This is a genomic window from Comamonas granuli NBRC 101663 (genome assembly GCF_000739995.1).
GTDB classification, from domain to species: domain Bacteria; phylum Pseudomonadota; class Gammaproteobacteria; order Burkholderiales; family Burkholderiaceae_C; genus Simplicispira; species Simplicispira granuli.
Window position 1 is genome coordinate 1 of the sequence record NZ_BBJX01000002.1, and the last position, 14,061, is coordinate 14,061.

General features: G+C 73.1%; 13 protein-coding genes and 1 pseudogene. 7 read left to right on the forward strand and 7 right to left on the reverse strand.

Annotated features, from left to right (window positions below):
- The 4 genes from CGR01S_RS01735 to CGR01S_RS01750 form a co-directional block, all read right to left on the reverse strand.
- Positions 1–1,163 (reverse strand): methyl-accepting chemotaxis protein (locus CGR01S_RS01735; protein WP_042422297.1); only part of this gene is annotated, 1,163 nt, incomplete at its 3' end.
- A gap of 77 nt (positions 1,164–1,240) precedes the next feature.
- Positions 1,241–2,464: an SAM-dependent methyltransferase gene (locus tag CGR01S_RS01740; protein ID WP_042421808.1), complete on the reverse strand. Its 1,224-nt coding sequence runs from the start codon at positions 2,462–2,464 to the stop codon at positions 1,241–1,243.
- 40 nt (positions 2,465–2,504) lie between these two features.
- Positions 2,505–3,326 (reverse strand): DUF1365 domain-containing protein, encoded by an 822-nt coding sequence (locus tag CGR01S_RS01745; RefSeq protein ID WP_042421809.1) that lies wholly within the window; start codon positions 3,324–3,326, stop codon positions 2,505–2,507.
- Positions 3,323–4,627: an NAD(P)/FAD-dependent oxidoreductase gene (locus CGR01S_RS01750; RefSeq protein WP_042421812.1), complete on the reverse strand. Its 1,305-nt coding sequence runs from the start codon at positions 4,625–4,627 to the stop codon at positions 3,323–3,325. The genes CGR01S_RS01745 and CGR01S_RS01750 overlap by 4 nt, the downstream gene beginning before the upstream one ends.
- 178 nt (positions 4,628–4,805) lie before the next feature.
- On the opposite strand from CGR01S_RS01750, the gene CGR01S_RS01755 reads away from it, so the two are divergent.
- The 7 genes and pseudogenes from CGR01S_RS01755 (at position 4,806) to CGR01S_RS01780 (ending at position 11,595) form a co-directional block, all read left to right on the forward strand.
- Positions 4,806–5,804, forward strand: coding sequence for a MerR family transcriptional regulator (locus CGR01S_RS01755; protein WP_042421813.1), 999 nt, complete (start codon positions 4,806–4,808; stop codon positions 5,802–5,804).
- Positions 5,801–6,856, forward strand: a complete 1,056-nt coding sequence (locus CGR01S_RS01760) for an NAD(P)/FAD-dependent oxidoreductase (RefSeq protein WP_042422299.1) — start codon at positions 5,801–5,803, stop codon at positions 6,854–6,856. Before CGR01S_RS01755 ends, CGR01S_RS01760 begins: the two co-directional genes overlap by 4 nt.
- A 21-nt stretch (positions 6,857–6,877) precedes the next feature.
- Positions 6,878–8,422 (forward strand): FAD-binding domain-containing protein, encoded by a 1,545-nt coding sequence (locus CGR01S_RS01765; protein WP_042421815.1) that lies wholly within the window; start codon positions 6,878–6,880, stop codon positions 8,420–8,422.
- 3 nt (positions 8,423–8,425) lie between these two features.
- On the forward strand, positions 8,426–8,587 hold the full coding sequence (locus tag CGR01S_RS16275; protein WP_084690517.1) for a DUF2256 domain-containing protein: 162 nt from the start codon (positions 8,426–8,428) through the stop codon (positions 8,585–8,587).
- Positions 8,584–10,125 (forward strand): annotated as a pseudogene (locus CGR01S_RS01770) (cryptochrome/photolyase family protein). Before CGR01S_RS16275 ends, CGR01S_RS01770 begins: the two are co-directional and overlap by 4 nt.
- Before the next feature lie 23 nt (positions 10,126–10,148).
- The gene (locus tag CGR01S_RS01775) at positions 10,149–10,649 is read left to right on the forward strand and encodes an SDR family NAD(P)-dependent oxidoreductase (protein WP_042421818.1); all 501 of its coding nucleotides are present in this window, start codon (positions 10,149–10,151) and stop codon (positions 10,647–10,649) included.
- 43 nt (positions 10,650–10,692) lie between these two features.
- Positions 10,693–11,595: a TIGR01777 family oxidoreductase gene (locus CGR01S_RS01780; RefSeq protein ID WP_042421820.1), complete on the forward strand. Its 903-nt coding sequence runs from the start codon at positions 10,693–10,695 to the stop codon at positions 11,593–11,595.
- Between the two features lie 22 nt (positions 11,596–11,617).
- On the opposite strand, the gene CGR01S_RS01785 is transcribed toward CGR01S_RS01780, so the two are convergent.
- The 3 genes from CGR01S_RS01785 to CGR01S_RS01795 form a co-directional block, all read right to left on the reverse strand.
- The gene (locus CGR01S_RS01785; protein WP_245616737.1) at positions 11,618–12,217 is read right to left on the reverse strand and encodes an ABC-type transport auxiliary lipoprotein family protein; all 600 of its coding nucleotides are present in this window, start codon (positions 12,215–12,217) and stop codon (positions 11,618–11,620) included.
- Positions 12,218–12,279: 62 nt separating this feature from the next.
- On the reverse strand, positions 12,280–13,266 hold the full coding sequence (locus tag CGR01S_RS01790; protein WP_042421824.1) for an MlaD family protein: 987 nt from the start codon (positions 13,264–13,266) through the stop codon (positions 12,280–12,282).
- Positions 13,266–14,060, reverse strand: coding sequence for an ABC transporter ATP-binding protein (locus CGR01S_RS01795; protein WP_042421826.1), 795 nt, complete (start codon positions 14,058–14,060; stop codon positions 13,266–13,268). Before CGR01S_RS01795 ends, CGR01S_RS01790 begins: the two co-directional genes overlap by 1 nt.
- Position 14,061 lies beyond the last annotated feature (1 nt).

Consider the following 14,061-nt stretch of genomic DNA (forward strand, 5'->3'; position numbering starts at 1 on the left):
GCTTCCACGGCGGCATTGAGCGCCAGGATATTGGTCTGGAAGGCGATGGTGTCGATCACGCCGATGATGTCGGCCATCTTGCGGCTGCTGGCGGTGATCTCGTCCATGGTGCTGACCACCTGGGCCACCACGGCGCCGCCCTTGTGCGCGGCCTCGCTGGCCGAGGCGGCCAGTTGCGTCGCCTGGCGCGCCGAGTCGGCGTTGTGCCTGACCGAAGCGGTCATCTGCTCCATGGACGCCGACGCCTGCTGCAGGTTGGAGGCCTGCTCCTCCGTGCGCTGCAACAGCCCGGCGTTGCCGCCGGCGATTTCTTCAGAGCCCACGGTGACCGCGTTCGAGGCCTGGCGCACCTGGCCCACCACACGGGCCAGGCTGGCCTGCATGGCCCCCAGCGAGGCCAGCACACTGCCGGGCTGGGCCTGGGCGGCGCCCGCGACGGGTTGCAGGTTGCCCTGCGCCACGAGGCTGGCCACATCGGCCAGCGCTGCGGGCTCGGCACCGAGCTGGCGCACGATGCTGCGCGCCACGCTCCAGGCCACCGCGGCGCTGAGCACCAGGGCCAGCACCAGCGCCGTGAACATCACGCCCAGAAAGCTGTCCGCCTCGGTCATCGCCGCCTGGTTGGTCTTCTGGATGCGCGCTTCCTTGAAGTCGATGAGCTTGTTGATCGCCGCCAGCCACTGCACGTACTGCGGCTTGGCCTGCTGCCACAGGGTGGCCGCGGCGGCGGCATTGCCTGCCTGCACCTGATCGATGATGGACTGCGTGGTGGCCACGGCCCGGCTCTCAATGGCGCGGATGTCGGCATACAACTGGCCCAGGGCGGGGTCGGCATCGGGCCGGGTGATGAGCTTTTCCAGCGGGGCGGCCGACTGCGCATAGAAATCGGCCAGCGCGGCGATGGTGGCGATCTCCTTGTCGCGCTCGGCCGGCGTGGGGCTGAGCACCACGTCGCGCACGGCGATCGAGCGGTCATGCGCCGAACCGCGGAAGTTGATCGCGTAGCGCTGCACCTGCACGTGGATATCGCTGTTGGCGCGCAGCGCGCGGTCGATGCGGTTGACCTTGACCAGGGCGATGCCGGTCAGCGCGACCAGGAGTGCCAGGATCAGTCCAAACCCCGCGTACAAGCGGGCGGCAACAGTCATACGGGAGAAAAACATGGTGGGGTCCTAGGGCGGCGAATGGGATGGGGTGGGGGCCTGACAGGCGGGATACCGGGAGCGCGCTGGCCGGCGCCTCAGTCCTTGACCAGCGTGTACTGCACGACGTCGATGCTCCTGGTGTCGAAGGCCGCTTCGCAATAGGCCAGGTAGAACTCCCAGGTGCGCTGGAAGGCGGGGTCGAAGCCCTGGGCCTGCACCTGGGCGCGCTGCTCGGCAAACTGCCGGTGCCAGCGGCGCAGGGTCTCGGCGTAGTCGGCGCCGAAGGCGAATTCCTCGGCCACGCGCAGGCCCGCCTGCCCGGCCGCGGCGCGAAAGCGCGCCGGGCTGGGCAGGCAGCCGCCCGGGAAGATGTACTGCTGGATGAAGTCCGTGCCGCGCACGTAGCGCTCGAACAGCGTGTCGTGGATCACGATGCTCTGCACGCAGGCGCGGCCGCCGCGCTTGAGCAGGCGTGCCAGCGCGCCGAAGTAGTCCGGCCAGTAGTCCTGGCCCACGGCCTCGACCATCTCGATGGAGCAGATGGCGTCGAAGGGCGCGTCCTGGATGTCGCGGTAGTCCTGCAGGCGCAGGTCCACCCGCGGCGCCAGCCCGGCGGCCTGCATGCGTGCGCGGCCCCAGGCGAGCTGTTCGGTGGACAGGGTCACGCCCGTCACCTGCGCCTGGAACTCACCGGCCGCCATCTCGGCCAGGGCGCCCCAGCCGCAGCCGATTTCCAGCACGCGGTGGCCGCGCTGCACACCCGCGCTGTGCAGCGCACGGCGCAGCTTGGCGTTCTGCGCCTGGGTCAGGTCGCCGGCCAGGTCGCCCTGGAACCAGGCGCTGGAGTAATTCATGCTCGGGTCCAGCCAGAGCGCGTAGAAGGCGTTGCCCAGGTCGTAGTGCGCGTGGATGTTGCGCCGGCTGCCCGCGCGCGTGTTGCGGTGCAGCAGGTGGCGCAGGCGGTAGGCCAGGCGCCCCCACCAGCGGCCATACACCAGCGACTCCAGCGCGTCGCGGTTGCCCATGAGCAGGCGCAGCAGGTCGGCCAGGTGCGGCGTGCTCCAGTCCTGGGCGATGTAACCCTCGGCCAGGCCGATGTCGCCCGAGCGCAGCACGGCGCCGAAGACGCGCCAGTCGTGCACGCGCATGCTGGCGTGGGGCTGGCCGCCCTGGCCCAGTTGCAGGACGCATCCGTCGGGCAGCTCCAGGTGCAGGGTGCCGTAGTGCAGGCGCTGCAGCAGGTGCAGCGCGCTGCGCGCCACGGCGGGCATGCCGGCGCTCGGGCGCAGCGGGGTGGGTGTCGCAGTGGTGGTGTTCATGGTCTGAGGCCTTGGGTGCAGGAGCGGATCAGGACGGGAATCACAGCGGCGGGCGCGCGCGCGAGACGGGCCGCGCCGGCGGCTGCGGCTTGGTGTGGAAGGGCGCGCGCTTGAGCCACAGCAGCAGCGCATGCCAGTGGATGCGGGCGATGACGCCCAGCGTCAGCAGCGGGTAGTGCCACAGGGCGCGGCGGCGGCTGGCGGCGTCCAGCGGCTGCAGGCGGCCGGCCACGCCCGTGAGCACCAACGGGCCCTGGGCGTCGTGGTAGTCGATGCGCACGCGCGTGGACTGCAGGCCCTGCGCGCCGCTGCGCCGGAACTCGAAGCGGTAGCCGCCTTCGACCGGGCAGAAGGGCGAGACGTGGAATACCTTGTGCGCCTGCAGCTCCTGGCCGTAGCGCGGCTGGTCCAGCACATAGGCATGGCGCTCGCCAAAGGTGTTGTTCACCTCGGCGACGATGGCGCGCAGGCTGCCGTCGGGCCGGTGGCAGTACCAGAAGCTCACCGGCTTGAAGCTGTAGCCCAGCACGCGCGGGTAGCAGTGCAGCCAGACCTCGCCCAGCGCGTCGGTGATGCCCTCGGCCAGCAGCAGCTCGTCCAGCCAGGCCAGGGCGCCGCCCTGCTGCGGGCCGCGCCCGTCGCCGTGGTCGGCGTCGCGAAAGGCCAGCGCCCCCGCACGGTTGAGCGCCAGCACGCCCGCGGCCTGGGGCTGCGCGCGCAGCGTGCGCATGGGCAGCAGCAGGAAGAAGGTCGGCACGATGAAGCGGTGGCGGCGCGGGCGCAGGCGCGTGTGCCACACATGGCCGAAGCCGATGTGCGGCACGGGGCCCCGGGGGGCGCTGGCGCCTGCGCCGGGGTTCATGCGGCCTCCCGGCGGCGCAGCTGGGCCAGCAGCAGATCGGCGGCGCGGTAGCCGGACTGCAGGCCGTCCTCGTGGAAGCCGTAGCCCGTCCAGGCGCCGGCAAACCAGGTGCGCTGCACGCCCTGCAACTGCGGCACGCGGCCCTGCGCGGTCAGGGCGCCGAGGTCGAACACCGGGTGCTCGTAGTCGAACTCGGCCAGCACCTGCGCCGGGTCGATGGGGCGCGCGGGGTTGAGCGACACCAGCACAGGCTGGGCGAAAGGCAGGGGCTGCAGGCGGTTGAGCCAGTAGTGCAGGCACACGCGCGCGGCCTCCTGCGCGCCCTGGGCGGCGCGCTCGTAGTTCCACGCGGCCCAGGCGCTGCGGCGGCGCGGCAGCACGCGGGCATCGGTGTGCAGCACGGCGCGATTGGGTTGGTAGCGGATGGCGCCCAGCACCTGCTGCTCGGCCGCCGTGGGCCGGGCCAGCAGGCGCAGGGCCTGGTCGCTGTGCACGGCCAGCACCACGGCGTCGAAGCGCTCGCTCTGGTTGGCCGTCTGCACGCGCACGCCCGCGGCGTCGCGCTCGATGCGCTGCACCGGCACGGCCAGGCGCGCGTCCAGCCCGCGCAGCAGCTTGTCGACGTACTGGCGCGCGCCCCCGGCCACGGTATGCCACTGCGGCCGGTCCTGCACCTGGATCAGGCCATGGTTGTGGCAGAAGCGCACCATGGTGGCGACCGGAAAGCGCAGCATCTGGTCCGTGGGACAGCTCCAGATGCAGCCCAGCATGGGCAGGAAATACCAGTCGCGGAACGCGGCGCCAAAGCCGTGCGCGTCCAGGAACTCGCCCAGCGGCTGCTGCAGCGCAGCCTCGGCGCCGCTCTCGGCCAGCGCGGTGCACAGGCGGTTGAAGCGCAGCAGCTCGCGCAGCATGCCCCAGAAGCGCGGGCGCAGCAGGTTGCGGCGCTGGGCAAACACGGTCGCCAGGCTGGCGCCGCTCCACTCCAGCGCCCCGGCGCCCCAGGCCCCGGCGCCGGGCACCTGCACGGAAAACGACATGTCCGAAGGCGCCGTGGGGACGCCCAGCTCGGCGAACAGCGCGATCAGGCCCGGGTAGGTGCGCTCGTTGAACACCAGGAAGCCGGTATCCACCCCGTGGGTCACGGCCTGGCCCTGCGCGTCGGGCAGGCACACGTTCACGGTATGGGTATGGCCGCCGAAGTAGTCCCCCGCCTCGAACACGGTGACGCGCGCCTCGCCGCGCAGGCGGTGCGCGGCGGCCAAGCCGGAAATCCCGGAACCGATGACAGCAATTTTCATGAGCACTCCCGATCTGCGGTGCGATGCCTGGGCCCTGGAGCTGGGCTGGTACGATCGATACTGTACTAGACAAATTTAATTTTGTCCTAGACAATTTACACCAATTCCGAGATTTGTCCATGACAACCTGCGTTCTGGCCCCCGTCCCACCCCCTGCCTGCTGCCCGGAGGCTGCCGCATGAGCGCCCTGCCGTCCGGCACCGAGCCTGCGGGCCTGCCCATAGCCGCCGTCGAGCGCGAGACCGGCCTGGCCAAAGACACGCTGCGCGTGTGGGAAAAGCGCTACGGCTTCCCCCAACCGCTGCGCGACACGGCAGGCGACCGGCTCTACCCGGCCGAGCAGGTGCAGCAGTTGCAGCTCATCCGCCGCCTGCTCGACGCCGGGCTGCGCCCGGGCAAGGTGGTGGGCCTGGACCCCAGCGCCCTGCAGGCCCTGCTGGGCGCCCAGGCCGCCAGCGCACGCGCACCCTTGTCCAGGACAAAGCCCACCTCCAGCCCCCCCTCGGCGTCCCTGGCGCCGCTGCTCGACGCCATCGGCGCGCACGACCCCCAGGCCCTGCGCCATGCGCTCAGCCACGCCCAATTGCGCATGGGGCTGGCGCCCTTCGTCACCGAGCTGGTGGCGCCCCTGGCCACGGCCGTGGGCGAGGCCTGGGCACAGGGGCGCTTCGAGGTATTTGAGGAGCACCTGTTCACCGAGGTCATCACCGGCGTGCTGCGCCAGGCGATTGCCGCGCTGGCGCCCCTGCCCGCCGCCCCCGCGTCCGCCGGCCCCAAGGTGCTGCTGACCACCCTGCCGCAGGAGCTGCACGGCCTGGGCCTGCTGATGGTGGAGGCCCTGCTGGCGCTGGAGGGCTGCACCTGCGTGTCGCTGGGCACGCAGACCCCGCTGGCCGACGTGGTGCAGGCCGCCCAGGCCCACCAGGCCGACGTGGTGGCGCTGAGCTTCACGGCCGTGCACAGCGGCCCCCTGGTGCTGGCCAGCCTGCGCGAGCTGCGCGCCCAGTTGCCTGCGGACACCGCCCTGTGGGTGGGCGGCTCGTGCGCGGCGCTGTACCAGAAGCCGCTGGAGGGCATCAGCGCCGTGCAGCCGCTGTCGGCCCTGGCGCCGCTGGTGGCGCAATGGCGCAGCCGCCGGGCGCCCCCGGCCCTGGGCCCGAAGGAGCCTGCCGCATGAGCGCCGCACCCCGCCCCGACCCCGTGCCGCGCTGCGCCGTGGTGGGCGCAGGCATGGCCGGCCTGGCCTGCGCCCAGGCCCTGGCCGCGGCGGGATGGGCCGTGGACGTGTTCGACAAGAGCCGTGGCCCCGCGGGCCGCATGAGCACGCGCCGCGGCGACGGCGCCCCGCAGCCGTGGCAATGCGACCACGGGGCGCAGTATTTCACGGCGCGCGACCCTGCCTTTCGCGCCCAGGTGCAGCACTGGCAGCACGCCGGCGTCGCTGCCCTGTGGCCTGCGCGTTTCGCGCGCCACGACGGCCAGGGCTTCGAGCCGCTGCACACCCCGCTGGAGCGCTTCGTGGGCGTGCCGCGCATGACCGCCCCGGTGGCGCACGGCTGGCAGCAGCTGGGCGCGGCGCAGGCGCCGCACGGCCGCGTGCAGCTGCACCTGCAGGCCACCGTGCAGGCCCTGGAGCCGGGCGCCGCGGGCTGGTCCATCGTCTGCGCCGAGCCGGGGCTGCAGAGCGCGCCGTACCACGCCGTGCTGCTGGCGCTGCCCGCCCCCCAGGCCGTGCCCCTGCTGCGCCCGGTGGCGCCCGCGGGCGCCGTCCTGGCGGCCAGCGCCCGCATGCGCGGCTGCTGGGCCGTGATGGTCCGCTGCCCGGCCCCCGTGCCCCTGCCCTGCGACGGCGCCTTCATCCACACCGGGCCCTTGCGCTGGGTGGCCCGGGACCGCAGCAAGCCCGGCCGCAGCGGCCCCGAGACCTGGCTGCTGCACGCCACGGCGCACTGGAGCGAGGCGCACCTGGAAGACGCGGCCGAGGACGTCACGGCGGCCCTGCTGCAGGCCTTTGCCGCACTGGGCGGACCCGACCCCGCCGGCGTCCAGGCGACGGCGCACCGCTGGCGCTACGCCGACACCGAGGCCCCCCTGACCGCCGGGTGCTGGTGGGACGCCCACGCCGGCCTGGGCCTGTGCGGCGACTGGCTGCACGGCGGCAAGGTCGAAGGGGCCTGGCTCAGCGGCCGTGCGCTCGCACGCCACGTGCTCGGCAAGCAACCCGCCTAGCCAGGCTCCCGGACCAGCGCCATGGGCACCACCGTCGTCTGGTTCAAGCGCGATCTGCGCGTGCACGACCACGCGCCGCTGGTGCACGCGGCACGCCAGGGGCCGGTGCTGTGCCTGTACGTGGTCGAGCCCAGCCTGTGGGCGCAGCCGGACTGCGCGCTGCAGCACTACCTGTTCCTGCGCGAGAGCCTGCGCGACCTGGCGCAGCAGCTGCGCGCCTGCGGCGCCGCGCTGCAGCTCGCCGTGGGCGAGGTGACCGAGGTGCTCGCCCGCCTGCACCGCCTGCAGCCCTTCGAGCGCCTGGTGGCGCACGAGGAAACCGGCAACGGCCACACCTACGCCCGCGACCGGGCCGTGGCCCGCTGGTGCCGCGCACACGGCGTGCTCTGGCAGGAATGGCCGCAGCACGGCGTGGTGCGGCGCCTGCCCACGCGCGACCGCTGGCACGCCTTGTGGCAGGCGCATATGCAAGCCCCCATCCTGCCCGCGCCGCCGCCCGGCAGCCTGCAGGGCGTCACGCTGCCCTGGCAGGACCGCTGGCCCGATCCGGTCACGCTGGGCCTGCCAGCGCACGACCCGCCCCTGCGCCAGCACGGCGGCCGCACACTGGGCCAGCAGGTGCTGCAGGCCTTCCTGCAGGAGCGCAGCGCCCTCTACCGGGGCGGCATCTCCTCGCCGCTGACGGCGCCCGACGCCTGCTCGCGCCTCTCGCCCTACCTGGCCCTGGGCTGCCTGGGCATGCGCGAGGTAGTGCAGGCCACGCAGCAGCGCCTGCACGCGCTCCAGGGCAGCGGCCATCCCTGGGCCGGGCGCCAGCGCCAGGGGCTGGCGGCCTTCCTGAGCCGCCTGCACTGGCATGGCCATTTCATCCAGAAGCTGGAATCCGAGCCCGCGCTGGAGTTTCACAACCTGCACCGCGGCTACGACGGCCTGCGCGAACACGACGGGCAGCAGGCGCACTTCGCCGCCCTGCAGGCCGGGCGCACGGGCTGGCCGCTGGTCGATGCCTGCGTGGCCATGCTGCGCGAGAGCGGCTGGCTCAACTTCCGCATGCGCGCCATGCTGGTCTCGGTCGCCGCCTATCCGCTGTGGCTGCATTGGCGCCCGGTGGGGCTGTGGCTGGCGCAGCAGTTCCTGGATTACGAGCCCGGCATCCATTGGAGCCAGATGCAGATGCAGGCCGGCACCACGGGCATCAATGCCACGCGCGTGTACAACCCCGTCAAGCAGGCGCAGGACCACGACCCGCAGGGTATTTTCGTGCGCCGCTGGCTGCCGGCGCTGCGCCGGGTGCCCGACTCCTGGCTGTTCGAGCCCTGGCGCATGCCGCCCGACGTGCAGGCGCGCTGCGGCGTGCAGGTGGGCCGCGACATCCCGGCGCCCCTGGTCGATCTGGCCGGTGCCACACGCGCCGCCAAGGCGCGCGTGCACGCCCTGCGCGCCCAGGCCCCGGTGCGCGCGGCCAAGGCGGCGATAGTGGAAAAGCACGGCTCGCGCCGGGTGCACCGCAGCACCGGCCGCCGCCCGGCTCCGCCCGCCCCGCAGCAGCAGCGCCTGGACTTCTGAGCCATGCACCGCAAACCCTACCTGCCGCAAAAACCCTGCCTGTGCTGCGGACGCCCCTTTGCCTGGCGCAAAAAATGGGCCCGGGTGTGGGACGAGGTCAAGTACTGCTCCGAGCGCTGCCGCCGCCACCGCAGCCCAGCGCCACCGACCGGAGGGCCGCCATGAGCGCGCGCGCCCACACCCTGCGCCTGGTACTGGGCGACCAGTTGAACCCTGGTCACCGCTGATTCCGCCAGCCGGACCCACAGGTGGTCTACGTGCTGATGGAGGTGCGCCAGGAAACCGACTACGTGCTGCACCACGCGCAGAAGATCCTGGCGATTTTTGCCGCCATGCGCGACTTCGCGCGCCACTTGCGCGCCGCCGGCCACCGCGTGCGCTATGTGGCGCTGGACGACGCCAGCAACCGCCAGTCCATTCCCGACAACCTGGCGGCCCTGGCCGCGCACTACGGCGCGCAGGCCGTGCAGTGGCAGCAACCCGACGAGTGGCGGCTCGATGCGCAACTGCAGGCCTGGGCGGCCACCGAGGCGCTGGCCTGCACGGCGGTGGACAGCGAACACTTTCTGACGGCACGCGACGACCTGGCCACCCAGATGCACGGGCGCCGTCAGTGGCTGATGGAGCATTTCTACCGCCCCATGCGCCGCCGCCACCGGGTGCTGCTGGATGCCGCCGGCCAGCCCGAAGGCGGGCAGTGGAACTTCGACCATGACAACCGCAAGCCCTGGCCCGGCACCCCGCCCGCGCCCGCGGACTGGCGCCCGTCGCACGACCACCGTGCGCTGTGGGCCCTGCTGCAGCGCTGCGGCGTGCAAACCCTGGGCGAGCCGCAGGCCGACGCCCTGCGCTGGCCGCTGAACCGCTGCGAGGCCCTGGCCTGCCTGGAGGCCTTCGTCACCCACGCGCTGCCGCATTTTGGCGACTATGAAGACGCCCTGGCCAGCCGCGCGCCGCGCCTGTTCCACTCGCTGCTGTCGTTTGCGCTGAACGTGAAGATGCTGCACCCGCTGGAGGTGGTGCAGCGCGCCGAGGCCGCATGGCGCGCCGGCCAGGCCCCGCTGGCCGCCGTGGAAGGCTTTGTGCGCCAGATCCTGGGCTGGCGCGAATACATGCGCGGCATCTACTGGGCCCACATGCCGGGCTACGACCGGCACAACGCCCTGGGCCACCACCTGCCGCTGCCGCACTGGTTCTGGACGGGCGCAACGCGCATGCGCTGCCTGCACCTGGCCATCCGCCAGTCGCTGGACACCGCCCACGCCCACCACATCCAGCGCCTGATGGTGATCGGCAACTTTGCCCTGCTGGCCGGGCTGGATCCGGCGCCCTTGCACCGCTGGTACCTGGGCATCTACATCGACGCCTTCGAGTGGGTGGAGCTGCCCAACACCCTGGGCATGAGCCAGCGCGCCGACGGCGGCCGGATCGCCACCAAGCCCTATGTCAGCAGCGCGGCCTATCTGCAACGCATGGGCGACTACTGCCAGGGCTGCGCCTACGACCCCCAAGCCAAGACCGGCGAACGCGCCTGCCCCTTCAACGCCCTGTACTGGGACTTTTTTGCGCGCCACGCCGAGGCCCTGGGCACCAACCCCCGCCTGGCTCTGGTCTACCGCCAGTGGCACAAGATGCCCGCCGCCCAGCAGGCCGCCCTGCGCGCCCAGGCCCTGCAGTTGCGCCAGCGCCTGGATGCCCTGTAACCCCATTCCGTGAAGGCCCCGCCATGCAATCCCTGCCCACCGGCTACCGCGCCCTGGTCCTCGGAGCTTCGGGGGCCATCGGCGGCGCCCTGGCCGAGCTGCGCGCCGAGCACCTGGCCGCCAGCTTTGCCGTCAACGCCATCGGCCCCGCCCTGGCGCTGGCGCATTTCGCGCCCGCGCTGGCACGCGGCGAGCGCAGCCTGTGCGCCGTGCTCTCGGCCAAGGTGGGCAGCATCGGTGACAACCGCCTGGGCGGCTGGTACAGCTACCGCGCCTCCAAGGCGGCGCTGAACATGCTGCTGAAAACCGCGGCCATCGAGATGGCCCGCACCCACCCGCAGGCCGTGCTGGCCGCGCTGCACCCGGGCACGGTGGACTCGGCCCTGTCGGCGCCGTTTCGCGGTGCGCAGATCGGCCGCCCCGCCGCCGATGCGGCGCGCGACCTGCTGGCCGTGCTCGATGGCCTGCGGCCCGAGGACAGCGGCGGCTTCTGGGCCTACGATGGCCAGCGCCTGCCCTGGTGACGCCCACGCCAGCCTGCCCCCTTCGCCCCTAAGGAGAAACCACATGCGCATTCTGCTCACCGGCGGCACCGGCCTGATTGGCCGCGCCCTGTGCCAGCACTGGCACCAGCAAGGCCACCAGCTCTGGGTCTGGAGCCGCGACCCGCACCTGGTGCCCGCCCTGTGCAGCGGCGCGCAGGGCATTGCCCACCCACAGGAGCTCGATGGCGCCGCGCCGCTGGACGCCGTGGTAAACCTCGCGGGCGCGCCCATCGCCGACCGCCCCTGGAGCGCGGCGCGCCGCGAGCTGCTGTGGCGCAGCCGCGTGGACCTCACGCGCACGCTGGTGGACTGGATGGGCCGGCAGCCCATGCCGCCGCGCACGCTTCTTTCCGCATCCGCCGTGGGCTGGTACGGCGACCGCGGGGATGAGCCGCTGGACGAGAGCAGCCCGCCCGGGGGCCAGGACTTCGGCAGCCGCCTGTGCATGGCCTGGGAGCAGGAGGCCGCGCGCGCCGGGCAGGCTGGCACGCGCGTGGCCGTGCTGCGCATCGCCCCGGTGCTGGCGCCGCAGGGCGGCATGCTGGCACGGCTGCGGCTGCCGTTTCGCCTCGGGCTGGGGGGGCGGCTGGGCAGCGGCCAGCAGTGGATGCCGTGGATCCACCTCGACGACCTCGTCGCCCTGTTCGACCACCTGCTGCGCCACGCCGAGTGCCGCGGCGCCTTCAACGCCTGCGCGCCCGAGGCGCTGCGCAACGCCGACTTCACCCGCGCCCTGGCGCGCGCCCTGCACCGCCCGGCCGTGCTGCCGGCCCCGGCCTGGGCGCTGCGCCTGGCCCTGGGCGAGATGGCCGTACTGCTGCTGGGCGGCCAGCGCCTGGTGCCGCAGCGCACGCAGCGCAGCGGCTTTGTCTGGACCTACCCGCGGCTGGAGCAGGCGCTGGCGCAGGTGCTGGCCGCGCCCTGACTCCAGCGGTGCCGCTGCCGGCTCAGAACCCGCTGGTCTCCAGCCATTGCGCCAGCTCCTGCGCCACCTGCTCGGCGGCCTGGGCGATGGCCCGGGTGCCGCCCGCGGCGTCCGGGCTGGCCGCGCTGTGCTGCGCGACGAACAGGCGCTGGGCGAGCAGGTCCTCGCCATAGGCCGCGGGCCGGGTCAGGGTGGCGCGCAGGCGCACCAGCCCCGCGCTCTGCTCCGGGCTGGTGAAGACCTGGCTGAACTCTTCCAGCTCCACGCGCAGCACGGCCGGCGCCTGCCCGGCGACCCGCACCGCGGCCAGCGCGCCGCCGGTGCCGACCACGGCGCGGCGCTGGCCCAGGCGCGCCTGCAGGCTCTCGCGCATGAGCTGCTGGGGCGGCTGGCTCCAGCGCGCGCCCTGGTAGGGGTGCAGTTGCCGGGCGTCGGCATAGGCCAGGCGGTAGTACACGGCGCTGCCGTTGTCGGGCAGGCTGGCGTAGTCCACCGTCTCCAGCGCCAGCGGTGCCAGCGCCGGGCCGCCCGCCGGGGCCGCTGCCTGCTGCCCCGGACCGAAGTCGTACAGCACGGGGCGCACGGGCGGCTCGGGCAGGGCTGCGCAGCCCGCCAATGTCATCAAGCCAAAAAGGGCTGCAGCGCTTGCATGGCAAGCGCCAGAAGCTCTCATTTTCATAGCATTCATGGTTGCGCTCCGGTGGCTTGCGGGGCCAGAAAGCCCGGCTCCCCGGGGCCAGGCAGGCCCCGGCCCGGGCCGTAGATCAGGCCCTGCGGGTTCTCGCTCAGGCCCGCGGCGGCGCGGCCGGTCAGGCGCGCGGCGCGGGCGGTTTCGTCGGCCGCGCGCTCCATGCGCGGCAGGGTTACGGTGCCAAAGCGCTCCACCGCCTGAGACAGGGCGCGGGCGCTGCGCTCGCTCTGCTCCAGGGCGCCGCCGGGGGCGTTGATGCGCTGGGCGGTCTGGCCGATCTCGGCGGCCATGCCGCCCACCTGCGCGCCCGCCTGGCGCAGCGCCTGCAGCGTGCCTGCCGTCTCCTGCGCCAGCGGCGCCAGCGCGTCCAGCGCCGGGTCCAGGCGCAGGCGCACCGTGGCGTCGAGCCGCTGGCTCAGGGCCTGCACGCTGCCCGCGGCCTGGCCAAAGTTCTGCAGCGCCTCGCGCAGCAGGCGCTGGTTGTCGTCGGAGAGCGCCTGGTTGATGCGCTCGGTGGCCTCCTGCACGCGGCCCAGGATCACGGGCCCCTGGTCGAAGAGCTGCGAGAACGGCGAGGTGCGCAGCGGCAGGCGCGGCAGGCCGCTCTCGCCGGGCTCCAGCGCGGGGTGGGGCTCGTTGTCGTCGTCGAGCTGCACGTAGGCCAGCCCGGTCACGCCCTGGTAGCCGAGCACGGCAAAGGTGGTGGGGGTGATGGGCGTGTCCACGTTCACGGCGATGCGGATGAGCACGTTGCCGCTGGCCTGGCTGTCGAAGCCGATGTGCGTGACGCGGCCCACGGCCACGCCCTTGTAGCGCACGGCCGCCTGCGGCTGCAGGCCGCTGACGCCGTCGCGGCTGGAGAGCTCGTAGCTCTGGTACTGGCCCCGGTCGCGCGTGAGCCAGACGGCCAGGGCGATCACCAGCGCGGTGACCGCCAGCACGAACAGGCCCGCGGCAAAGGCATGGGATTTGTTTTCCATCAGCGTTCCTTGACGGCATGGGCCGGGGCCATGGCGCGCAGGCCGCGCTCGCCCCGGAAGAATTGGCGGATGAAGGGGTGCTCGTACTGCACCACCTGCGCGGGCGTGTCGGCGACGATGACGCGCTTGTCGGCCAGCACGGCGACGCGCGTGGCCAGGGCAAACAGCGTGTCCAGGTCGTGCGTGACCATCACCATGGTCAGGCCCAGCGCAGCGTGCAGCTCGCGCACCAGGGCGCAGAACTCGTCGGCGCCGTTCGGGTCCAGGCCGGCGGTGGGCTCGTCGAGCAGCAGCAGCGGCGGGTCCATGATGAGCGCGCGCGCCAGCGCCACGCGCTTGATCATGCCGCCCGAGAGGTCGGCGGGCATGCGCGTGGCGTGCTCGGGCTTGAGGCCCACCATCCGCAGCTTGACCATGGCGGCGTCGCGCACCACGTCGCGCGGCAGCGTGCCCAGCTCGTTGAGGGCGAAGGCTACGTTCTCCAGCACGTTGAAGGCCGAATACAGGGCGCCATGCTGGAACAGCATGCCCACGCGGCCGGCCGCGCCCTCGCCGCCCATGTCCTCGGCCGGGCGGCCCAGCACGGTGACGCTGCCGCGCGCCGGGTGCAGCAGGCCCAGCATCTGGCGCAGCAGCACCGTCTTGCCCGTGCCCGAGCCGCCCACCAGCGCGACGATCTCGCCCGGGAGCACGCTGAGGTTGAGCCCCTGGTGCACCGCAAAGGCCTCGCTGCCCTTGCCGAACACGGTGGAGAGGTCGCGGATGTCAACGACGGGGGCGGCGGCGCTGGGCATG

Excerpts from the sequence above, each read along its gene's own strand:
- CGR01S_RS01775 (WP_042421818.1), top strand. The coding sequence starts at position 10,149 with ATGCAATCCCTGCCCACCGGCTACCGCGCCCTGGTCCTCGGAGCTTCG.
- CGR01S_RS01745 (WP_042421809.1), bottom strand. The coding sequence starts at position 3,326 with ATGAACCCCGGCGCAGGCGCCAGCGCCCCCCGGGGCCCCGTGCCGCAC.
- CGR01S_RS01795 (WP_042421826.1), bottom strand. The coding sequence starts at position 14,060 with ATGCCCAGCGCCGCCGCCCCCGTCGTTGACATCCGCGACCTCTCCACC.
- CGR01S_RS01740 (WP_042421808.1), bottom strand. The coding sequence starts at position 2,464 with ATGAACACCACCACTGCGACACCCACCCCGCTGCGCCCGAGCGCCGGC.
- CGR01S_RS01780 (WP_042421820.1), top strand. The coding sequence starts at position 10,693 with ATGCGCATTCTGCTCACCGGCGGCACCGGCCTGATTGGCCGCGCCCTG.
- CGR01S_RS01785 (WP_245616737.1), bottom strand. The coding sequence starts at position 12,217 with ATGACATTGGCGGGCTGCGCAGCCCTGCCCGAGCCGCCCGTGCGCCCC.
- CGR01S_RS01765 (WP_042421815.1), top strand. The coding sequence starts at position 6,878 with ATGGGCACCACCGTCGTCTGGTTCAAGCGCGATCTGCGCGTGCACGAC.
- CGR01S_RS16275 (WP_084690517.1), top strand. The coding sequence starts at position 8,426 with ATGCACCGCAAACCCTACCTGCCGCAAAAACCCTGCCTGTGCTGCGGA.
- CGR01S_RS01760 (WP_042422299.1), top strand. The coding sequence starts at position 5,801 with ATGAGCGCCGCACCCCGCCCCGACCCCGTGCCGCGCTGCGCCGTGGTG.
- CGR01S_RS01750 (WP_042421812.1), bottom strand. The coding sequence starts at position 4,627 with ATGAAAATTGCTGTCATCGGTTCCGGGATTTCCGGCTTGGCCGCCGCG.
- CGR01S_RS01755 (WP_042421813.1), top strand. The coding sequence starts at position 4,806 with ATGAGCGCCCTGCCGTCCGGCACCGAGCCTGCGGGCCTGCCCATAGCC.
- CGR01S_RS01790 (WP_042421824.1), bottom strand. The coding sequence starts at position 13,266 with ATGGAAAACAAATCCCATGCCTTTGCCGCGGGCCTGTTCGTGCTGGCG.